This is a genomic window from Guptibacillus sedimenti (assembly GCF_028610665.1).
GTDB lineage: Bacteria > Bacillota > Bacilli > Bacillales > Guptibacillaceae > Guptibacillus > Guptibacillus sedimenti.
Genome location: NZ_JAQQWV010000005.1, coordinates 115195 through 138519 on the forward strand (window position 1 = coordinate 115195; position 23325 = coordinate 138519).

Annotated in this window: 20 protein-coding genes and 1 pseudogene; 1 reads left to right on the forward strand and 20 read right to left on the reverse strand. The window is 39.4% G+C overall.

Annotation, left to right across the window (positions count from 1 at the left end; all coding sequences use genetic code 11):
• Positions 1–76 precede the first annotated feature (76 nt).
• Entirely contained in the window at positions 77–250 is a 174-nt protein-coding gene (locus PQ578_RS18490) for a CsbD family protein (RefSeq protein ID WP_098446211.1), read from the forward strand.
• A gap of 55 nt (positions 251–305) precedes the next feature.
• Here the strand turns inward: PQ578_RS18490 and PQ578_RS18495 are convergent, their stop codons facing one another.
• From PQ578_RS18495 to PQ578_RS18590, 20 genes and pseudogenes are all read right to left on the reverse strand, one after another.
• The gene (locus tag PQ578_RS18495) at positions 306–1394 is read right to left on the reverse strand and encodes a toxic anion resistance protein (protein ID WP_273835917.1); all 1089 of its coding nucleotides are present in this window, start codon (positions 1392–1394) and stop codon (positions 306–308) included.
• Positions 1395–1412: 18 nt separating this feature from the next.
• Positions 1413–3026 (reverse strand): YceG family protein, encoded by a 1614-nt coding sequence (locus tag PQ578_RS18500; protein ID WP_273835918.1) that lies wholly within the window; start codon positions 3024–3026, stop codon positions 1413–1415.
• A gap of 151 nt (positions 3027–3177) precedes the next feature.
• On the reverse strand, positions 3178–3990 hold the full coding sequence (locus PQ578_RS18505) for an HAD family hydrolase (RefSeq protein WP_273835919.1): 813 nt from the start codon (positions 3988–3990) through the stop codon (positions 3178–3180).
• Positions 3990–5075 carry a cysteine protease StiP family protein gene (locus tag PQ578_RS18510; RefSeq protein WP_420541597.1) on the reverse strand — a complete coding sequence of 362 codons (1086 nt, stop codon included), beginning with the start codon at positions 5073–5075 and terminating at the stop codon, positions 3990–3992. The genes PQ578_RS18505 and PQ578_RS18510 overlap by 1 nt, the downstream gene beginning before the upstream one ends.
• 38 nt (positions 5076–5113) lie before the next feature.
• On the reverse strand, positions 5114–6457 hold the full coding sequence (locus PQ578_RS18515) for a phosphoribosyltransferase family protein (protein WP_337958031.1): 1344 nt from the start codon (positions 6455–6457) through the stop codon (positions 5114–5116).
• Positions 6384–7544 carry an HpcH/HpaI aldolase/citrate lyase family protein gene (locus PQ578_RS18520; RefSeq protein ID WP_337958032.1) on the reverse strand — a complete coding sequence of 387 codons (1161 nt, stop codon included), beginning with the start codon at positions 7542–7544 and terminating at the stop codon, positions 6384–6386. The genes PQ578_RS18515 and PQ578_RS18520 overlap by 74 nt, the downstream gene beginning before the upstream one ends.
• 83 nt (positions 7545–7627) lie before the next feature.
• Positions 7628–8353: a TerC family protein gene (locus PQ578_RS18525; protein WP_202407313.1), complete on the reverse strand. Its 726-nt coding sequence runs from the start codon at positions 8351–8353 to the stop codon at positions 7628–7630.
• Positions 8354–8441: 88 nt separating this feature from the next.
• Complete coding sequence (locus tag PQ578_RS18530) at positions 8442–9020, reverse strand: TerD family protein (RefSeq protein ID WP_273835922.1); 579 nt, start codon at positions 9018–9020, stop codon at positions 8442–8444.
• A 69-nt stretch (positions 9021–9089) separates the two neighbouring features.
• Positions 9090–9671: a TerD family protein gene (locus tag PQ578_RS18535; protein WP_159780994.1), complete on the reverse strand. Its 582-nt coding sequence runs from the start codon at positions 9669–9671 to the stop codon at positions 9090–9092.
• Positions 9672–9701: 30 nt separating this feature from the next.
• Entirely contained in the window at positions 9702–10307 is a 606-nt protein-coding gene (locus tag PQ578_RS18540; protein ID WP_159780993.1) for a TerD family protein, read from the reverse strand.
• Between the two features lie 245 nt (positions 10308–10552).
• Positions 10553–11221, reverse strand: coding sequence for a vWA domain-containing protein (locus PQ578_RS18545; RefSeq protein WP_273836031.1), 669 nt, complete (start codon positions 11219–11221; stop codon positions 10553–10555).
• A 16-nt stretch (positions 11222–11237) separates the two neighbouring features.
• Entirely contained in the window at positions 11238–12272 is a 1035-nt protein-coding gene (locus PQ578_RS18550) for an ATP-grasp domain-containing protein (protein WP_273835923.1), read from the reverse strand.
• Between the two features lie 26 nt (positions 12273–12298).
• Positions 12299–12913 (reverse strand): annotated as a pseudogene (locus tag PQ578_RS18555) (TerD family protein); the annotation flags it as partial.
• 172 nt (positions 12914–13085) lie between these two features.
• Complete coding sequence (locus PQ578_RS18560; RefSeq protein WP_273835926.1) at positions 13086–16157, reverse strand: carbohydrate binding domain-containing protein; 3072 nt, start codon at positions 16155–16157, stop codon at positions 13086–13088.
• Positions 16158–16192: 35 nt separating this feature from the next.
• Positions 16193–17518: a glycoside hydrolase family 30 protein gene (locus PQ578_RS18565; protein WP_420541598.1), complete on the reverse strand. Its 1326-nt coding sequence runs from the start codon at positions 17516–17518 to the stop codon at positions 16193–16195.
• A 31-nt stretch (positions 17519–17549) separates the two neighbouring features.
• Positions 17550–18896: a GH1 family beta-glucosidase gene (locus tag PQ578_RS18570; protein WP_273835928.1), complete on the reverse strand. Its 1347-nt coding sequence runs from the start codon at positions 18894–18896 to the stop codon at positions 17550–17552.
• 14 nt (positions 18897–18910) lie between these two features.
• Positions 18911–19822 (reverse strand): carbohydrate ABC transporter permease, encoded by a 912-nt coding sequence (locus tag PQ578_RS18575; protein ID WP_098446198.1) that lies wholly within the window; start codon positions 19820–19822, stop codon positions 18911–18913.
• Positions 19823–19825: 3 nt separating this feature from the next.
• Positions 19826–20725: a carbohydrate ABC transporter permease gene (locus tag PQ578_RS18580; RefSeq protein WP_098446197.1), complete on the reverse strand. Its 900-nt coding sequence runs from the start codon at positions 20723–20725 to the stop codon at positions 19826–19828.
• A gap of 60 nt (positions 20726–20785) precedes the next feature.
• A complete protein-coding gene (locus PQ578_RS18585) occupies positions 20786–22099 on the reverse strand; it encodes an ABC transporter substrate-binding protein (RefSeq protein WP_098446196.1) in 1314 nt (437 codons plus the stop codon).
• A gap of 147 nt (positions 22100–22246) precedes the next feature.
• A complete protein-coding gene (locus tag PQ578_RS18590; RefSeq protein WP_273835929.1) occupies positions 22247–23263 on the reverse strand; it encodes a LacI family DNA-binding transcriptional regulator in 1017 nt (338 codons plus the stop codon).
• Between the last annotated feature and the right edge of the window lie 62 nt (positions 23264–23325).

Here is a 23325-nt window from a genome sequence, read left to right on the forward strand (position 1 = left end):
GAAGGAAAAGCCTGTTTGGTAACTCCTTTCATGGGGTATTTTCTTTTATAGAAACACGAAAGGAGCGGTTTATCTTATGAGTAACAATAAAGGGTTAAGTGACAAAGTAAAAGGTGCTGTTTCCAAAACAAAAGGTGAAGTAAAAGATCAGGTTGGGAACGCAAAGAATGACCATCGCCTTCAAGAAGAAGGTAAGCGCGATAAGTCGAAAGGCGAATACCAGGATCGTAAAGGAAATTTAAAGAACTAAGAAAAAGGAAAGGAGAGCGAAACCGCTCTCCTTTCCTTTTTCTTTAGGATCGACCTCAATTATTCCCGATCTTCTTCATATTATCTTGAAGTTCTAAAATACGCTTCGTACCTTCATCACGCAAACGTTTATTTTCGTCCTCAATCGCACGCGTTTCTTCCATTCCTTTTACGATCGTGTTCCACGATTCCTCAATCGTTTCAATCTTAACACTCGGTCTACCTGACAATTTCGCAATCTCTACACTTTGATTTGAGATATTCTGGGCATTGTTTTTCAACATTTCATTTGTACGACGATCCAGCTCATTCATAGAGTCAGCAACAAGCTTTTGGCGCTTCGCTGTTACAGCTTGAATGACACCATTTTTGAAAACTGGAATGGTAATAATGAAGGCTGAATTGATTTTCCCGATCAACTTTGTATTTCCTCGTTGCAGAAGACGAATTTGTGGAGCTGTTTGAATGGCCACCATTCTTGCCATTTCAAGATCATATATGCGTTCCTCAAGCGTTTGAATCGCATTATTTAACGTATCCAGTTCCATTTGCGCCATTTGATCACCAGCGCTAACTTTCTGCTGAATAGCAGGAACTTTGTCTTGAAGCTCTTCCAGTTTAATTTGACCTGCAACAACGTATTTCTCTAGTTCAACATAATAGTTTAGATTATGTTGGTACATTTCATCTAGTGTACCAGTTGAACGTGACATTTCATCTTTATATTTCGAAATTTCAACATGTACTTTCTCAATTTCTCCACCAAGCGTTTGATATTTGCCAAAAATTTTCTCAACCATATCATTGCTTTTTTTGAAGAATTTTGAAAGAAAGCCTGTTTTCGGCTCTTCAAAGTCCTTTTTATCGAATCGATCCATAATTTTCCCGAGCTGCTTCAGCATTTCTCCAGAATCAGTAACGCTTGTTGTGCGCATCATTGATAAAATTTTATCGGAGAACTTCGAAATCTCAACAGCAGGTTCTTTACCGAACTCAAGTAATGCCATTTGATCTCTTACATCAATTTCACCTGCGAGCTTCTGAACTTCTTGCTCCTCACGAAGCTTCAGACGGACATCTTCCGCCTTCGCTTCTGTGATCTCTTCGTTTTTATCAAGCGTTGTTAAACCTGTTTCATTCGTCATGAACGATCACTCCTATGATTATAATTTAATTGATTTAAACAGCTTCCGAAAAACAGAAGGTTCTTTAAAATCCTGACGATATGCCATTTCTTCTAGCCAATGAATATCGAATTGATTTGCATCAATAAAGCGCTCGATACATTGGTGGCCTGGTGGATTGTAAAGAATAATATCAATACCAAACTCATTTAGCAGATGTAAAACGGCTGCATCGGATCGAGAAAGCGTGCCATTCATTTCTGTATTATATAAGACAACTTTTGGTACTTCCTGAGAGTAATCGAACGTTTGAATTAAATGAACAAACTCTTCAGGAATATTAGTTGTTTGTGAGAAAAGATAAAGTTTTATTTCCTCTTCTGACTCATTACCTTCAGGAAGTAACTTAGGGTTGTTGCACATTCTCGAAATCGCCTGTCCAATTGCCTTTTGTGTTTCATTTGGCAAGTGCTTATATTGCCACCAGTTACCTTGCATCATGATTTCTGGATCCAATACACCTTCTTGATTTAATGCATGTTGATAGTGAAACTTTTGATTGGCTCTCGTTTCCTGAGTAAAAGGGAATTGACGTATCATAACAGTTGATTTCATTTTGCTGATATTTTGAAGTCTGTTCCAATATTCCTTCTTATTCTCGGAAACTCCCATAACCTTGGCAAATAAAGACGGGATGTGAACGCTTCCGTTATCCACTTTGAAATTTGGCCGAATGAATGCTTTTTCCTTTGCAATTAAGAACAATTCATCATAGGTCGTTTTTAATGTGACGGACTTTGGAGCATAACTTCTTAATTGCCATGGTTTAAACAGCTGGGAGCCTTCATGGTGAAGGACCGTATCCATTTCTTTCGTTGCCCGATAGGCGACAGTAGAACGTCTTTCCGGCTTTTCAATCGGAAAAGCTTCTAGTTTAGCAGTTGCAGGTAGTTTGCGCATTTCCATAAAATCTCCATTCGGATCGATTTCCTGAAACGAATCGATGCCTTCAGGATGGAAATAAAGCACATCACATCCAAGTTCAACTAAATAAAGTAAGAAGTATTGCTGACTAGTTGTTGCTTCTCCGTACCAAACAACACCGGGCATTTTGATTTCAAACTGAGTTTCTGCTAGCCACGGGTCGAGGTGATTCCACGTCCATTTCATTAAGTCAACAAGGACTCTTCGGAATTCAGGATGATTAAATCCATCCTGGTGCTGTTTTTCAAAAAGAGTAAGGGTTGCAATTAATGATTTTCGTATGTGGCGATGTAAAGATGGATTTTGATGAGACGGAATAAGCTTAGCACCTTCTAAGAAAGCAACGAATCGATTTGCCGAGAGTCCGTTTTCTTTTTGGTTAATCGAATGGATCGATTGTATCGCTTGAAGTCTCTCAGGACTTATCACTTTGTTCAATTCTTCGCTTAGCACATGAAATTGATTGGACTTGTACAGATCATGCAATTGTAAGAAATAGTCATTTTCATCATAGTAGCTTCCTAGAAATCTACCAACTATTTGCGTAATGTGTAGCTCTTTTCCATTCTCATAAAAATCACGCTCTGGAAACGACTGAAGTAACCTTTCTTTTAAATCCTCATCATCAAGCGATGCTTTTTTGATTAGAATTTGATCATAGTAACTCATGGTGTTCTCCCCGCTTTCTCATTCCTTTCCGGAGGATGGTCTATTAGGATCAATCCTCCTTACATTCCTACAATTTTTAAAACGTAGTCGCACTCTTTCCCTCAATATAACATTTTCTATCTTTCAGAATAACATACTATTTCTTCCATGCTTAACTGTTTTGTTCTGAAGCGAGCTTGCTTAACGATAAGTCTTCCGTAATTGATAATAGAATTTCGTCTGAAGCAGGCATTCCATGCGCTTCTGTTTTATGTAAACCTGGATAGCTTTCAAGAACTTCACCATGCGACGGAACAAATCCATAGTCGCCATACTTAATAAGCTCATAGTCTAATAATGAGTCTCCGGCTGTATAAACGTAAGAAAGCCCTAGCTCATTCTTCAGATACTCGACCGCTTTCCATTTGTTTACTGGATTTGGTACAAAGTACAGCTTTCTTCCTTGAAGACTCGGTTGCCAACCTTGTTCACGAGCCCATTCAAACAATGAAGAAAGTTCTTCTCGGGATACTTGATCACGTTGAATAATGAGATAAATAAAGAGATGATCGGCCTGCCGAATTCGCTCCACCCAGTTCCCTGTCATTCGTTCCTCTAGTTGACGTATAAAAACAGGTAGAGATAAACACGTTTCGAGTGATGCTTTTAACTGATCTGACCACCCCTTTACAACATTCCCATCCTTTAAAATATGACCACCATTGCTCGTTATAGCATATTCTGGTTGGATGGCTGTTTGAAACAGCGTAATTCGTTGGTATTGCTCAATCGTTCTCGTTGTGACAGGAATAAAGTAGATTTCATTATTCAGTTGCTGCAAAGCTTTACGCGAATAACTCGAAATATAAGAAATGTCTTTTCCATCAAGCGTTTCAATCAAATGAACGTCTGTTGCAGTACTAGAATCAATCATGCGATGAGAATAAATTAAAGTGCGATCTAAATCGCTCGCAAAAGCCCTCATTATTCTTTCTCCAGTGGCTTAATGAGCCCACAGCATGAATAAGACATATTAGAGTACTCTTCTATTGGCACGCCCCGATCCCTTGCCAAAATGAGAATATGTTCAAGATTCATTTCAGCGTTTGGATGAACGAGGATCTTCCAGGGCACCCGGCGCAGCAAAACTCTCGATGTTTCACCAACACCTGGTTTAATGAGGTGATTATTCGTTATACCAAAATCGCGCTGGATATTCTCAATTGATTCTAGCCCTTTCCACTCAGGCTTCCGCTTCTGCTTTTTGATCTCTTCTAATCCGCTTCTCACCTCATTATCTATGAAAGGAAACTGACTACATATCGTATCGACATACAAATTTGATACATCTTCTGGTGCAAGCTCTGAGTAGTACTTCGCTCCATGGAAATCACCTTCATGAACCCAACGCTTATTTAAAACGGTACGACTAACAAGTCCTGAAACAGTGGAATTTAAACAAGCACTTGGAATAAGAAAATCTTCACGCGTTCCAAAAAGAGACGAGCAGTCACCAGGATCAGCTAAAACAGCTAACTCACTTGATAAATTCTCTCCAGTCATCTCATTGAATTCAGCAACTGACTTTGTTAATTCATTTGTAATGGCTCCCTTACCTGTCCATCCATCAATAAATGAAATCGAATAACCGGGATGCTCGTTTAAAATATATCGAAGTGCTTCCTCATCAATTCCTCTATCACGGATGATCGAAATGCTGTAATGAGGGAAATTTTGATCATATTTATAAGAAAGATAGCGTTTGATTAAGACACCGATTGGTGTTCCTGCTCGCGCTAAAGAAACGAGTACGGTTTGAAAACCTCTCTTCGCTACAATTTGTTCAGCAACAACACCTACGGCTACGGCAACTTTATGCTTCGTTTCATCAAGTGAAGCGTAAAACAAATTCATGTATTCATCTGTGGGCTTATATTCAATTGGTAGCATTTCAGAATAATGAGTTCCCTGTTGAATCGCTTGCTCTCTTTCATCGGTGCTTTTTTCCATCGTTATTTCTGATAAATCTTTTAATAGAAAAGTGACATCTTGCTCAGGATAGCTTCCCATTCTTGTAATCTGTGCAGTCAATTCTTTCATTCCTTTCTTCACGAACATGAAACGATATGAACCGTTTTGATTTCTCGTTCTTTTAATAATGTTGCGATTTCCATAACATTGTCGTCTGACACCCATTTTTCAAAGAAAACAAATACCTCGTCATATTCGCCTTTGGGAATGTTATAGACATAGTGTTGAATGGCATGATCTTCTGGATTTTGAAAAGTGAACCCTTCTGTTATAGCATAATCCTCAAGCTTAACCGGTTGTATGGGACTTCTCGTAGTAGAATGATAGGAGATATCTCCATCCAAGTAAGATGCAACCTTCATTGGAATGTACATAAACTCTCCCGTCCCAAGACATAACGTCTTTCCATGGAGTTTCTCTATGTTCAAATGCTTCGATGCACTTCGACAGGACTCCTCTATCTTTGCTTTATCCGATTCATTAATGCCAAACCTACCACTATAAGAAAGATAGCCACTCTCAGGTAGAAACTGAAACTCAGATGCCAGGTTTATTCGATTGATAACCGTTTCCTTACTCGGATCTTCATTGGAATGAAAATCATTGATTGGACGTTCTAAAGGATTCCCTTCAAACGAAATTGTTCCTTTAAGAAGTGACTCAACGCGGATCGTTATGCCAAGCTCTTTTTCCAACGACTGATAGTGTTCAATATGTTCTTCTGATCGCCAATCTAATAAAGAAAGAACGGCATAATGATGACGAGGGTATTTAGCGTGAAGCTCTCGGATAATGTTGAGACACGTTTTCCCCGTCGTAATTTCATCATCCACTAATAAGATTGGATGCTGTTTCTCAAGAATCGATGGATTGGCATAACAGCGTTGGTCTACTGCATGAGAGTGTTCTTCTTTAAAGTTGAACTCTGGTGCGAGATCGCCTACATTCTCACGTGTTGTGTGAATATAATAGCCTTGTTGAAAGCAATCAAACACTGCATGGCCAAGCGCGGTGGCTGTTTCAGCAAATCCGATTACAATCGGAGGTTCTTGAAGGGTAAGAGGATTCATTTGCAAGAGCTCATATGCTTTCTCAATCTCTTCCCTTTGATTACTTAAGAACCCTTTTCGAATGTCTGAAAGATCATCAACAACATGACCAGTGACTCGTTCATAATAAGTAGATGCAAGAAGTCCTGAAGCAAGCAATGGCTTATAGGGATTGACCGGAAGATGCTTCCCTAGTATCTTACTAACAAATAGAAAACCTCGTTTTTTATTAATGCGTGCTGCCATATTGAAAAATTCATTGATTGGTATGTTCAATGCATTTTGCTCGATTTCTAGATTAACGCTCATATCCGACAGGATCGGAAAATGGTATTGTTTCGGTGAGCATTTTGAAGAAATTATACTTGTCATGATACACCCCGTAGATCGTAGATTTCATAATAACTTTTACTGCCCACTTATAATGTGGCTTAATCTCATTCATTTTGTTTTGAGAATTACTTTTTAGAACTCCGATATCTCCATTTGCATTCTCTAGAATACTAACAGCATCGAGGTATTCTTCTTTTGACACAACATTTACGCTTTGAACAACGTTTAGGTGTGAGGGATGAATAACCGTCTTTCCAATTAAACCATTCGTTATATCAAGCAAGGTCTCATTTAATAGTCCAGTATTATAATCAGAGACGTTCTGCTCTCCATGCTCTCTTAATTCCTGTCGATTATTGAAATACTCCCAAACAGGACCAGAAACGACAAAGCTTCTCCCAAAATAGTTGACCACATCTGCTATAAAATCTCTCATTACTGAAATATCATAAATCGTTGACTGTGCACTTCGACGTATTCCATAAAGTCCACAAAGATCTGTGGCCCCGATACGTACATTTAGTATGGAAGATTCATATTCTTGGAACAATAATGAAAGAGAATGGAACTCCGTGTAGCGTGTTTCCTTATAGAAAAGCTCTGGAGACTCTAATATTGGCATCCCGTATAATTGTGTTCCTGCGGTCATTTCCACCTCTCGTAAAGTATGTAAGTAATCTCTACCATTACTAGTGGAGAACTTAGGAAACACAAATCCTGTTAAATAATGAATGGAAGTTTCTAATTTTCTTGCCACTTCTTTTAGTTGATTAGCAGAGCGAACGCGAATAAATAAGAGGGGTAAGCTCTCCCAATTTAATGTCCCGCAAACCATCGCTTCTTCAATGGCTGATAGATGTTCCACCGTTTGATCGATCGCCTCATCGACACGGTTGTCTCCAATAGCATCTTCAAGATCAAGAACAATTGTAACTACTTCTTTATACTTTTCTTGTATCACGATCGTTGCAATATCTTTTCGTATTGCAGGCATATATAAAGCGGCGCCAACCGCATAAGCAAGCTGTTCTCGTCCTACGTGTTTACTGATTGGAGCTGGCTTCTTAAAGAAGATATGCTCTTTCTGTATTTCTGATAGGTATTGAAAATATTCCAGCTTCTTCACCCCCTGTAATCACTTCTTATTTACAAAAACCGGTTTAACCGTATAAAAAAGAAGGAGAGCACCAGCGTCTCCTCCTCTTTCTGCTATTCGTTCTCTTTTGCTGAAGCTGTTTCTTCTGCGTAAGGACGATTTCGATTATTAATATAATGAACAACAAATGTTCCAAGGAACGCAAGCACGATGATACCAAAGAATGCTACGTGAGGAACTTCGATATGGAAGACACTTAAGAACATCTTCAGGGCAATAATTGCAATCAATACAAATGCTGTATTTTCCATTTCAGGTACTCTTTCAATCAATTTAAGGAAAACACCAGCTACTGTTCTCATAAGAAGAATACCGATCATTCCTCCAAGTAACAATACCCATACCTGTTCTGAAATAGCTAGTGCAGCTAAGATGCTATCAGCAGAGAAAGCGATGTCCATTAGTTCTACTGAAATGACAGTAGCCCAGAACAACCCAAATGTACGCACAAGCCAGGTATCTTTTTTCATACCCTCTGTGCCTTCTTCTCCACCCTTATTTCTAAAGTGTTGAATCACGATCCAAGCAAGGTATGCAGCACCAAATACTTTGATCCACCAGAATTTAATAAGAAACATTCCGATACCAATAAATAGGAATCGGAAGAAATAAGCACCGATTAAACCATACGTTAACGCTTTTCTACGTTGCTCTGGCGGAAGGTGTTTAACCATAACGGCAAGAACGAGTGCGTTATCAGCTGATAACAAACCTTCCAGAAGAACCAATGTACCAATAAGTCCCCATGAAACAGGGTCTGTTAAAACTTCTCCCCACATTTCCCAATCAAAGAAAGAGGCATATGTGTTTAGAATTTCTTGTAAAATTTCCACTTGATGTTTCCTCCTAATGTCAACTAGCTAAGCCTTAAACCTCAAGGCCATAATTTTTGCAAAGCGAAGCAAGTCCGCCTGAGAACCCACTTCCAATTGCATTGAATTTCCATTCGCTACCGTGGCGATACAACTCACAAACGACAACTGCCGTTTCAATTGAGAAGTCTTCACCAAGGTCAAAGCGCAATAGCTCTTCTCCAGTGGATTCATCCGCAAGCCGAACAAATGCGTTCGATACTTGTCCAAAGTTCTGATGCCGCGACTCACCATCATGAATCGTAACGGTAATCCCGATTTTATCAACATGAGCTGGGATTTTGGAAAAATCAACGATCAGCTGTTCATCGTCTCCATCACCTTCACCCGTACGGTTATCACCTGTATGAATCACGGATTTACTCGGATGTTCCAAATTGTTATAGAAAATGAAATCCAGGTCATTTTGACAACGATTATTTGCATCAACTAGAAAAGCAGACGCATCCAAATCAAAGTCCGAACCACCTTGATATTTATTCGTATCCCAACCAAGTCCAATAAGTCCTTTAACGAGTCCTGGATTCGTTTTTGTTAAATCAATTCTCTGTCCTTTAGATAGTTGAATTCCCAATGTGATCCCCCAATTCGCGTTTATATTGGAATGGCAAGAGGGAGTGTCCCTCTTGCCAAAAAGAAGAATTTATCCGACTTGTAAACCAAAATCAGTTGCAATTCTAGCAAGTCCACCTTGATAACCTGAACCAACTGCAGAGAATTTCCACTCGCCGCTATGACGGTATAGTTCACCTACTATAATCGCCGTTTCAATTGAGAAATCTTCTCCTAAGTCGTAACGGATGAGCTCTTCATTTGATTCTTCATTTAGAATGCGTACAAATGCATTCGATACTTGACCGAAATTCTGACTACGTGCTTCAGCATCATGAATCGTAATGACGAATGAAATTTTCTCAATTTCAGCCGGAACATCTTGAAGATGAACTTTTACTTGCTCGTCATCTCCTGCACCTTCACCAGTACGGTTATCACCAGTATGAACAACCGAACCGCCGCCACCTTCAGTTTGATTATAGAAAACAAAATCTTTATCAGAAGAACACTTACCAGTGCTATCTAATAGGAAGATGCTTGCGTCCAGGTCAAAGTCATTTCCACCATCATATTTGTTCGTGTCCCAACCAAGTCCTACGATAACTTTTGAAAGTCCAGGATTTGTTTTTGTTAAATCTACTTTTTGTCCTTTAGATAATGATACAGCCATGCTAGTCAGCCCCTTTAGTATTTTAGTAGTTTAGTATTTTTTTGCAATATCGCTTAACCCTGCATCGTTCGTTCCATTTCCAATAGCAGCAAATTTCCATTCACTACCGTGGCGATAGATTTCTGCAACGAATAGGCTTGTCTTACCAGAATAGTTATCTGTAAGATTAAATTTAAGCATCTCTTCTTGATTTGACTGATTGACCACGCGAATAAACGCGTTCTGAATCATACCAAAATCCTGTTTACGTTTTACGGCATCATAAATATTAACAACAAAAACGAGCTTTGTAATGCGTTGTGGAACTTGTCCAAGATCTATCATGATTTGTTCATCATCACCGTCTCCGGCACCCGTTAAGTTGTCACCTGTGTGATTAATACTTCCACATGCGCTTTTTAAATTACCAAAATAAATTAAATCTTTCTTAGAAGTTAACTTATCATCTTCAAGCATTAAGATTGAGGCATCACAGTCAACGTTAGCGCCGCCGCTTCCGCCTCCAAAAAGACCGCCTAGAAGGCCACCTTTCTTTTGCTCAACTGGATCCCAACCAAGACCAACCATAATTTTCGATAAGCCGGCATTTCCTTTTGTTAAGTCAATTCGTTGACCTTTCTGCAAAGAAATTGTCAAATCGTTTCACTCCTGTTAGTAGATTTAAATCGATTATGATGTTGTGCGTGTTAAATTCAGTAGTTAGCTGCCTATTCTGTAATACGTGCCTAACTTCGAAAAGTTTCAAGTTTCAACAAAAAAATTGTTTTAACAGCAAAAACAGATTCTTTCTATTTAAAACTAACATATTTTCAGCTAAAATGAATCCTTTAACCCTTGGTCAACTCTAATAAATTGAAAAGATTTTGTCGATTCTGTTAACGCTACTGTATCACATTCTTTTCTCTTGCTTCTTTCAACCAATCTGGAAATTCATTTAGAAGATTATTGTACAATACTTCATCACTTGTCCGGTCGATATCTTCTATATGGAAGAAGTTGGCGTTATCTATGAACCTTCCCGTCATGGTATCCAATTTCTCTAGCACATCAAAGTTGGAATCTCCTATTCCGATAAACTGCCAAAAAAGAGGTTGTTCTGAGGATTCAACAATAGCTGTCTTAATTCCACGTTTACAGCCACCATCATTAATAAACACAATGAACACCGGTTCTTTAGATGGGTCTTCTTTAACGTATTTACTGATAACGTCTTCCATTACTTGAGGTTCATCGTTTCTACCAAATTTATGAACGAGGTCGTTCGAAAGTATTTGATGATCTACGTATCCTTCGAAATCAAATTCTGTTACAGGTTTTAACCGACTAAATTCATTATCATAGACCCACACATCTAATGAACCATCATCATCAAATTGACTCGCAACGGCCAGAACACGCTCAACTACTTTTTGAACGATCCCTTCTTTGTATAGTTTTCGCATTGATCCACTGATATCTAGAACAAGCCCTACTCTGGCTACAACCTGATCTAAATTCTTTTTCTTTAATACAATCCCAGCATTCTTTTTCATTAATGTAATACTCATCAGACTACCTCCTTTATTTTTAAGTAAGGACAACTTCTTTCTCGATATGACTAGCACGTATGCCCATTTCTGGCTTTAAATTAAGTGATGAATTGCCCCCATTTTGCAATAATTTAATCGCTTCGTAGGGGATGTTTACACCAGATAAGCAACTAATGTTCAACCCTCCTGCCATCCTAGGGTTAATTTCAAGGAGCTTGGGAATCCCTTCACTGAACTTAACTTGAATGTTTGAGATGTAATCGATGTTATATTCCTTGTGAATAGCACGTGCAATTTCTAGTAACTCTTCATTGTTCTCAAGTTCTCTTACTCTTCCTTCAACTTTCTTACGAGGAATGGCAAGATGTAACTCTCCATCATACGCAAGGCAGTCTATACTATATTCATAACCATCTAAGTACTCTAAGACCATTAAGTCTGGAAACGAATCTTGTTGAGCTAAAATGGAACAGGCATGCTCAAATGAAATTCTTCTCGATACTCCTTCTGTAAGAAGCTCTTCAATCGTTTCCTGTCCTTCTTTGATCACTCGGAAACCATTTGCACCTTCCCCGATTACAGGCTTGAAACAAACCGTATGACCTTTCTCTCGAAGATAATGATACGCTTTTTTAAAGTCTTCCACTTTGTTTACAACCACATAGTCCGGAAGAGGCACAATTGATTTCTTTAGCTCTTTTTCCTTCGTAAGAATGGATTGGTACATGGCAGCTTTATTGTCCATAAGAGCCATCAGTTCTGCATCACTTACGAGAACTTTTACGCCAATGCTGTGGAATTTCGAAAGGTTCCTTGAGATGAGGACATTTTCTTTACGCGGAATAAACAAATCGATTTCCTTATCGATACAAGTCTGAAGGCAATACTCAACGTACTCATGCCCACTTAGATCAGGTTCTACAAACGCTTGATCGCAATACTGTAAATACAAGGCATCTTCACTCGGGTGTGAACCATATACTTCGAACACCTTTCCGTCATGGTTCTGTCGAATCATTTCTATGTAATGTGCAACTGTTGTAAACCATCGATTAAACCATATTCTTGTCATGTTCTACTCCTTCTTTTGTATGAAAACTATTTAGATCCTGCGGTCCATTTCATCTTCCATTCGTAGGCCCGATCCATTTGTTGATGTCCACTGAAGTACTCTACAAGTCTTCTTACTTTAAATGTCTTATCATTAATATTTTCGATCATGGCAATGGCACACATATTTTGTCCGTTGCGATGATCATCTAATTTCACAGTGATATCTTCTCCATCATCGTATGTTAACGTGACAACCCCATCAGCTTCCGACCAATTGACTGCTCCTTCGTAAATAAATGCATAAATTAGAATTCGCTTGATTTCTGAAATGCGTCTACCATTAATTCGCAAGTTTTCTCCACCAGCAACTGCACCCGTTCGATCATCCGCATCCAATTGCATATAAGGAATTTGATCAAAAGACCCATAGGCGTTCCCTAGCGCTTGAACGCACCCCTTTTTTCCGTTCTTCAATTCAAAGAGACAACCAAGATCGAGGTCTGTATGTTGATTTTGTGTTTTATTCTTAAACAAACTAGAGAAAAATCCAGATGACTGCTCCTTGCTTCCTTCAGTCCAATTAAGATTGACGAGGATCTCGCCTAAAGGCATGCTTGTTTTTGAAAGATTAATGGAATCGCCCTTTTTCTTCAATTCAATCATTTCGCCACCCCAATCCATAAAATCATATTCCAATTTTAAACATTCGACAGATTTCAAAATACTCCTTTATTCGTCAAAAAATAGTTATCTAACGTGTACGAAAGGAAATGAAAAAGAGTTAGACCAAGTAAAACCTTGATCCAACTCTTTTTTCGACAAATTCTTCCCTTTATCGGGTAGTGACAGGCACTATCTCTACGTTGTCTAACACGATAGTTGATGGCGTAGCAACACCATCAATTTTTCCAACTTCAAAGACAATTTTGCCATTTGCACTTGTTGCTTGATCCATCTGGAACATAAACGAATGCGTTTCTATTTCTTCTCCAATAGAAACCTTTTTGGTTTCCATGAACGGAATGAACCAAGGATCTGATGTTAATGGTTCACCGATAACAACGTTAATATCTTTTGCCACTGTGGCGTTAGCATCAAAGGAGACTTTATACGTTTGCCCTTCTTCTAAGAAAAGATTCTCCTGAAAAACTTGAGGACTGTATGACTGCTCACCCGTTTTTGAAACCATGATCTTCATCTGGCCATCTTCATGAGTGATCTCTCCTTCAGCTGTACCGCTCCACTGATCTCCCCACCATGAGCCCCAATTTGTTAATCCATCGGAAAAATCACCATTTCTTATTACCGTTTCAGTATCTGATTGCTCTGGTGAAAAGAAGAGCCAATCTATGTTCAGGTTAGCCGCATTAACTTGAAGCGTTTGAAGACCCTTTTCTAAATAGATTGTGTCTGTAACAGTTTTCCAAGTCCCCCATCCACCTGTTTGGGCGACGTCTATCGAAGTTAGTTGATCGGCTTCTCCAACTAAAATTTCACCCATTTCTCGTGTGCCATCATACACATTACCCGCTTTACTCAACAGTGTGACGCTAGCTCCATCTCGACCTGAAGCGACTTGATAGCGCACAGTATAATTGCCCTCTTCTTTCACATCTACGGCATATTGCATCCAATCTCCTTCATCAATCCAGCCAACACTTTTGCCATCTTCTCCAATCTGAACGCCGGACATCGATTGAAAATCTTCCGCCTCCACTTTCGTTACGCCTTCAATCGTAACAGGTGGTGCTACCCGTTTCATCTGTACATTATCAATCGTAACGCTCGAGCGACTGCTTCCGCCTAGTAAAAATTCAAATACCGTTTTAGAATCGGTTTCTTTCATATCAATCATAACTTGATAAGAGCTCATCTCTTCTGTAATGGAAATGTTCTCATCCCTAACATACTCCTGTGAACGAGCTTTATCTGTCAATCGTACTCCAATTGATCTTGCTTCATCCGCTTTTGCATCGAAGGTCAGAACGTAAACACCTTCTTCTACATTCAAATTATCCTGACTGAGACGTACGTCCTCAAGTTCATTCGATTTTTTAATATCAATTGTCATCTCACGAGATGGAATTGCTTCACCTACAGAAGCACTAGCTTTTGCCTTTCCATCCTGATCGACATTCCAGAACACCATTCGATCATCTCCTTGATCGAATGTTCCATTGTAAATATAGTTTCCTGTAGGAAGAACTTTTTTCGACGCATTCGGATCCTTTGGCAGTTTAACGAGACTGACATTATCAATCCACACTGGTAAATTAGAACTCTGCCCCATGTTGAACTCGATGCGGGAATGAGGATCTGTCCCATTTTCCATCTCAAATTCGTATGAGTAAGTTTGATAATTTGAAGACAGCTCTACAATTTTATCTGAAAGATATCTAGCAAACCCCTGCTCAGGACCAGAAACATTCACAACCATTCCACGATCACCGCTTGAGCGTGCATCAAACGAAAGCTTATAACGTTCGCCATTCTCAAGTGGTACATTGGGTTGAACAAACTGAACCGCATATGGCTGGTCGCCTGGATCAGATATCGTCACATTTGCTTCTCCATCGACTACAGCCACTTCCCCTGCACCACCAAATAAATCGGATGGTTCAAAGGGTTGAAAATCCCAGTATTCGAGGTCTGTATCAAATTGACCGTTATAAACGTAGTCACCATTTATCGGTTCTCGTAAATCTTGAACACTTTCTTCAGTTATCGGCCGCTCGCCTGCTTCACGGTACTCACCATCAAGCTCATATACTTTCACATAATCAACGAGCATCTGGTTTGGAAAAAGAGTTGACTCATCCGGGTAACCTGGCCAATTTCCTCCAACAGCTAAGTTAAGCTGTAAGAAAAAATCGCGATCGAAAGGTGCAGGATACGTATAAGGCGCCGCTTCATTTTCATTTTTAGTAAACCAGTCATTTTGCTTTGCATAAAGAATGCCATCTACATACCAGCGAAATTCGCCTGGCTCCCAGTCTAATGTAAACGTATGATACTCATCTGAAAAATCGCCTACAGGAAGATCATAGGATTCACCTGTATTCTTCCACGGCTTTCCGTAATGTAGAGTTCCATATACAGTATCAGGATCATGGCCAAGAAGCTCCATAATATCGATTTCACCAGTTGCAGGCCACCCTGAATAAAGCTCATAATCTGTTGGCATCATCCAGATAGCTGGCCACATCCCCTGTCCTTTTGGAAGTTTCGCTTTAATTTCATATCGTCCATACGTCCAATCGCCTTTATTCTGGGTGGTTAACTTTGCAGATGTATAGTCATTTCCTCCGAATTGCTCCTTATGAGCCTCAATTACTAAAGATCCATCTTCTACACGAGCGTTTTTTTCTCGATTGGTGTAATTTTGCCACTCGTTGTTCCCATAACCACCGCCACCTTGGACAAAGTTCCACTTTTCTTCGTTAATTGAATCACCATTAAATTCATCTTCCCATACAAGATTCCATTCTTCTTTTTGAATGTCGCTTTTCTTTAACTCAATTTGCTTATAGTCCACGATTTCATTGTCTTCATCAAGGACATAAACCATCACGAACTTGTTAATTTCTTCATCCACACCAGATAAATCTGTTCCAGAGACATAAGGATTCGTAACAGTCCGATCACTCGGCACAGCTTCTCCTACTTTAGCTTTGATTGCTTCATTTGAGATCTTCACAGCAAGATGCAGATCATCTTGAACAGAAGCTCTCAATTTTGTTGTTCCATGGACTTTCCCTTTCATTACAGCAGGATGAAAGGGTTTCGCAACAACCTGTTCACTATCATTTTTTTCTTTTCCTTTATCGTGACTGGAGGCAGCGGTTGGAATCGCAGGACTTAAAGCAAGAACACCGGCAAGTAGAACGGGTATAACACTTCGCATAAAAAATGGTCCTCCTCAAATTTTAAAAGATGTCTTTATATAAGAATTGTAGAGATCGAATGACCAGGCATCTGAACAGCTACATTCTGTTCCTCGAGCTCCAGATTAACAGCATGTTCTTCATCATTTTCATTCATAAGGATAACGACTATTTCTCCAGACGGATTTTGAAAAGCAGTTAGTTGAATATCATTGTTAGAAGCAGTACATGATATCCGAACGGCACCAGGCTTTACATACTTACTAAAGTGACCTATATAATAAAAAGAACTATTGTAATGAACTTCACCTGTTTTCGTATCAACAATAACCGGTGCATCACAATAATTTCCTACGTGATTCGGACCGCCTTCTTCATTCAATACAATATTCCAATCAATCCATGCTTCTAAGTAGTTGTTCAAGTCTCCAATTATGTTCCGCGCGTATCGCTCACCAGTATGCCACGCGCCTAGTTGCACTCCTCCTTCAATGCAACCTTCTGTGAAGATAAGGTGCTTATCAGGGAAAGCATTGTGAACTTTTGAAAGATTTTCGAACTCCTCAGAAACGTACCAATGAAGTCCAGTTCCCCAAACATATTGAGCTGCTTCTGGGTCAGACAACACTTTACTTGCCCGCTCATAAACAACGTCCCGATTGTGATCCCAGATAATTACTTTAAGATCGTCTCTACCGTTCTTCCGTATTTCCGGTCCAAGGTGGTTTTTAATGAAATCTCGTTCTTCTTCTGCTGTATAAAGACAAGAATCCCATACTTGCTTTGCTTCAGGTTCATTCTGGATCGTTAATCCCCAAATCGGGATTCCTTCCGCTTCCATTGCGTCAACATACTTCATGTAATAGTTCGCCCAAGTTGATTGAAACTCTGGAAGAAGCTTTCCACCATGATTCATTTCATTATTGCTTTTCATCCAATGCGGAGGACTCCATGGTGAAGAAACGATAAACAAGCTGTCCCCAGCTACCTTAGTCGCATCTTTTATTAATGGAATGACAAGTTCCTTTTCCCTCTCAATGGAAAAGGTGGATAAAGATGTATCATTATCTTCAACATACGAATAGTTGCCTAACGAAAAATCACAGCTATTTATATGAGTACGACCGAAACGATAACCAAGTCCTTCTTCTGGATGATAATAGCGATGAATAACTTCATTCCTTTTCTCTTCACTAATAAGAGAAAGGGTATGAGCAGATGCCTCTGTAAAGGCACCACCAAACCCTAGTATTGTTTGAAATGTTTCATTGGGATTAAGCTTAATCAGAGTAGCATCTTCATTTGGAAGAGATGAGACTTCTAGTGGTTCTTTAACGTTAAGAAGATCTCCATTATCTCTAGCCGATTGAATATGAGTCATTGTTTTTGTTTTCACAGAATGCCCCTTCCTTCTATGCATTAAGTGGCAGAACGGATCCTCTATTTTTCACAATGTCCGCATACCACAATGCACTGTCTTTCCAGATTCGTTCCTGCGTTTCATAATTCACGTAGATTATGCCAAATCGCTTATCATACCCAAAGCTCCATTCGAAATTATCAAGCAACGACCACAAATAGTAGCCCTGAATGTTCATGCCTTCTTCATTTAAATCTGATACAGCTTGAAGATGCTTTTCAACGTAATCGATTCGATTTTGATCGTGAACTCGTCCGTCTTCCACCTTATCATCGTACGCTGCACCATTTTCCGTAATATAAATTGGGAGATCTGTATATTCATTTCTTAATCTTCTAATTAGGTCCTTAAATTCATTTGGTGCGATATCCCAGCCCATTCCTGTTTTCTCATAGTCGGAATGTGCACCTTGAGTTAGAAAATCATTCGCTGCGTTAAATTCAACTAATCCACGACTATAGAAATTGATTCCAAAGAAATCACATTGAGTGGATATTGTCTGCAGATCGCCTTCTTGAATAAAATCAAAATTATGAACATATTTAGAGAACAAGTTCATCATGTCTACCGGGTAGCTTCCTTTAAAAACTGGATCTAAGAACCAGCGATTCGAGTAACCATCTGAGTTATTTGCTGCAAGGCGATCGTTAACTGAATCCGTTTTCGGATAAACAGGCGATAAATTTAACGTAATCCCAATGGATGTCGTCGAAGTAAATTCATTTTTCAACAGATTCACCGCTTCTCCATGAGATAAAAGCATATGGTGAACAGCACGAACAGCTTCATCTAAGTTCGTATGTCCTGGAGCATGAACGCCCATATGATACCCAAGGAAGCCAGCACACCAAGGTTCGTTGTGCGTAATCCATGAATCTACTAATCCATCAAGCTCACGGAAGCAAACTTTTGCATAATCCAAGAACCACTCGACTGAATCCCGGTTTACCCATCCGCCTTCTTCATGTGCCCACATTGGAAGGTCCCAGTGGTAGAGAGTAACAGCTGGCTTAATGCCTTCTTCACGCAATCGTTTTGCTAATGTTTTGTAGAAGGCCATTCCCTCTGGATTATAATCCCCCTTCGCTGGGAATATTCGTGGCCAAGCGATGGAGAAGCGGTAACTGTCTACCCCAAGTTCTTTAATAATTTTGATGTCTTCTTCATAGCGATGGTAGTGATCACAAGCTACATTACCATTGTGCTGTTCATACACTTTACCTGGGATATCACAGAACATGTCCCAGATGGAAGGAGTTCTTCCTCCCTCGTTGTGGGCTCCTTCAATTTGATACGAAGATGTTGCCGTTCCAAACGTAAAGTCTTTATTGAAATTCATATACTTCCACTCCTCTACTCTTTAACAGCTCCTGCTGAAATACTATTAACGATGTATTTAGATAAAAATAGAAAGGCGATCATGATCGGTACAACAGAAATGGCGATACCTAGATACATAGAACCTAAATTCTGTGCGACCTGAGATCCTTTTAGGAAGCCCATCAAAACCGGTAGCGTGTACTTTTCTGGTGAAAATAGAATCACTAACGGCATAATGTAGTTGTTCCATGAGCCTATGAAAGTAAAGATCGACATCGTTGCCACTGCTGGCATCATAATCGGAATCGCAACCGTATGGAAGATCCGCAATTCGCTTGCTCCGTCAATTCGAGCAGCTTCAATTAAACTTGGATGAAGTGTTGTTTGAATGTACTGACGTAAGAAGAAAACGACAAATGGACTAGCAACTGCAGGGACAATTAATGGGATGAACGTATCCAGAATGCCTAGGTTTTTACAAAGCTCGTAGAAGCCGATTAGACCTAACTGACCCGGTACCATCATCATCACAAGCATAAAAACGAACAAGAAATTTTTACCTTTAAAGGTATAGAAAGCAAAGCCATATGCAGTTAGAGCTGAAAAGTAACCAGTTAAAAGCGTCACAAGCACCGAAATAATTAAACTATTTTTAAAACCATTCCAGATGTTTACGTATTCCATCATCGTGCGATAATTCTCCATCAGTGCTGTACCAGGAATTAACGTAAATCCAGTAAGAATCGCATCATTTGAACGCGTCGCATTGACAAGCATCATAAGGAATGGAATAAAACAAATAACCGCAGTTAAAATGAGTAGCGCATAAATGATCCCCTTCACAATCGAGCGACGCTTCTTCGTCTTCTTTTCTTGAGGGATTAGCGTTCTTTTCGCCAGTTGTTCAGGCGTCACATTGTTTTCGATTTCTGATCGGTCGATCATGATTTACACCCGCCTCGCTTGTTTACGCTCGTTGCCATACATTGATTTAAAGACAATTGCTGAGAAGATCACTGTAATAATAAACAGCCCGTATGCAACGGCAGCAGCGTAACCATAATTGTTGTACTTAAATGCCTGGTTGTATAAGTAGAGAACCATCGTATTTAACGATCCATCTGGAGAACCAATACCATCTGTTAAAAGCATAGGTAAATCAAATAGCTGGAGACCACCAATTAACGAGGTAATCATAATGTAAAGAAGGATCGGTTTTAACAAAGGAAGCGTAATTTTGGTGAAGGTTTGCCAACGATTCGCTCCGTCAATTAAAGCAGCTTCATAGAAATCAGTGGAGATTCCTGATACACCCGCCATAACGACGATGAAGGAATGGCCAAACCACATCCACGTGAGAATAAGAGATACTGAAAGTTGAGCAGTTGTTGGCTGATTCAACCAGTTAATAGGCTCTGAGATAACCCCGATATTCATTAAAACCATATTTAACGATCCGTGCTGCCAATCTAGTAGAATGCCAAATAATAGAGCTACTGAACTGACCGTAATTAAATTTGGTAGGTAGAAGATCGAGCGGAAGAATGAAAGTCCTTTCATCTTCACTCGCGCATCTGAGAAGATCATAGCTAGAATAAGTGCAATAACAATTTGGAGAGCAAAGTTCACACCCCAGATTTTCCATGTATTAAAGAATGCCTCTACAAAATAGGAGTCAGCAATTAATCGTTGGTAGTTCGCAAAGCCTACTACTTCTGCTGTTCCACTACCGCTGTAATTTGTAAAACTATAATAGAAGGTTAGTGCTACTGGATAGATATTAAATATGAGAAAAATGATCCAAAACGGAGCTATAAAGGCATAGCCATAGCGGTTCAGATTCTTCATCTCGTCGCTCCTTTCAAAATAAGATAAGCGGTATAAGAATCCTTACACCGCTTACACTTCTTACTTCTTTGGTACCTTTAATTCAGGGTAAGCATTTTGTGCTTTCTTATAAAATTCAGCAATCGCTTCGTCTTTTGATTTCTTACCATCTACATACTCCTGAACCGCATTACCATAAAATGTATCAAGCTGCTGATCGTACTTTGTTACGATACCTGGCTCAATGCTCTTTGCTTGCTCAAGGAAGAACTGATAGTTATTTTGTCCACCAAGGAACTCATCACTAAAATCGCCTTTGATTTCATTCGTAACTGGAAGGTAAGAAAGAACATCGCCTGTTTCTTTCGCCCAATCTGTTAAAAACTCATCATCTTGTGTCATCATTTTCACGAAATCATACGCAAGCTCTTTATTCTCAGACTTGTTGTAGACACCTAACCAAGTTCCACCCCAGAAATACGGACTTGGACCACTTGTTACTGCCCAGTCTCCAACAGAATCTTCTACATTTGTCTTCAAGACACTATGTAGACCCCATGTAGGAAGAACATAAGAGAAAACTTCTGTTTCAGTTTCATCGCCATTTTCTTTTACCTTAATTGGCTTATCCATTGCTTCAAACCATGAAGGTGACCATTCTGGAGCAAGTGCTGTATAGCTTTCTTCACGAAGTTTTTTTGCATAATCTAGAAATTCGATTTTTTGATCTGTTAGCTGTAATTCATCCTTTTCATTGACCCAAGCTTGAGGATCATCTCCTTGAGAGAACCAGCGAATCGATCCTTCATCCGGGAACATACGGTAACCTTTTTCTTTCATTTTTTCTGATACTTCAAATACTTTATCCATTGACGTTAGCATTTCACCAATTTCATCAGGATCATCAGTGCCAAGCACTTCTTTCGCAATGCTACGCTTGTAGTAAATCCCACCAGGTGTTGTTTGCCATGATAATGCTCTTACATCACCATTCTCGTCCTTACCTAAGTCAAAAACATAAGGCACATAGTTATCTGCAAGTTCATTTACGTTATAAGGATCCTCAGAAAGGTTTTCCCAGTAACCAGCATTTACCCATTGCTTCAAAAACGCGATTTCTCCCGTAAACACATCAGGTGCTCCTACGCCACTTTCAAGAACAGGCTTAAGCTTAGTAGGGTAGTCAGCAATCGGTACAATTGTTAGCTCGATTTTTACACCATTTTTTTCTTCAAATTTTGTAATGGGTTTCTTTAACTCATCGGTAAAAGACCAAACTTTTAAATCAACATCTTTATCCCCTTTTGCTTCTCCTGAAGACTCCGAGTTTGAACAACCAGCTAAAATACCAAACAATAAGACGAGTGACATCATAAGACCAATAACCTTTTTCATGGATGAGCCCCTTCCTTTTTTCAAAGAATGTATTATTAGCGAAACCGGTTTCGAAATAGGTATAAAATAAAATCGAAACCGGTTTCGATTTAACCAAAAATATAAATCCCTTTCATTGAAAGCGGTTTCTTAAGCGACTAAAAAAATTTATTTTTTCTTTAGTCGTTTACAAGATCCTCTTTCAATTAACTCGACTGGGATAATTTCTTCTGTGATGATTTTTTTCTTTTGAATGATTTGCTTCATAAGAAGCTGGGTTGCACGAATGCCAATTGAATCAGTATCCTGTTTAATTGTTGTTAATTTCGGTGTTACATAACTTGCCATTTCGATATCATCATAACCAATGATCGAGATATCATCCGGGATATTGTATCCTCTTTTCTTAGCAACTTCCATTGCACCTATGGCCATATGATCCCCTGCTACAAAGATAGCTGTAGGAGGCTCTTTTAAATCAAGAAGCTTATCCATGGCTTTGGCGCCTTCTTCAATAGAAAACATTCCACCATTTACAAGATAGCCCTCTAAAATCGGAAGCTCTAACTTCTTCATCGCGTCCGAGTAACCTTGAATTCTTACTTGGCCAGCATAGATAGAAGGTTCACCTGATATATGGGCGATCTTTGTATGGCCGAGCGAATACAAGTAGTTAATTGCAAGTGCACCACCAGAAAGGTTATCAGAGAATACGACACTGCAGTTTCTATTACTCATATCGATAACAACAATTGGAATGCTAGCATCTATCATTTCTTGCACCTGTGGATCATTTGGATCTGAGCAGATGACTACAATGCCATCCACACCTCTATACATGAAGTGCTCAAGATAACTTGATCCTCTGTTACGGAGGTTCCTAGAAGCAAGAATAAGATCATACCCTTCCTTCTCAGCATGTTTTCGAAAGCTTTCAATCACAGCACTGAAAAATGGATGCTTCATCCCGATTTGATTGTCTTCCGAAAACATGACGCCTATTGTCCATGATTTCTTCGTTGAAAGAGATTGTGCATGAGCATTTGGTAAGTAGCCCATTTCAGTAGCAGTATCAAGAATGGCCTGCCTCGTTTTTTTGCTAACATCTGGATAATTATTAAGAGCTTTGGAAACGGTCGTACTTGAAAATCCAGTTTTTCTTGCTAAATCATAGATTGTAATCATCTTTGTCTCCTCTGGATCGAAAGCGCTTTCGTTGATGTTATTATAGCCCAGCTTTTTTGGAT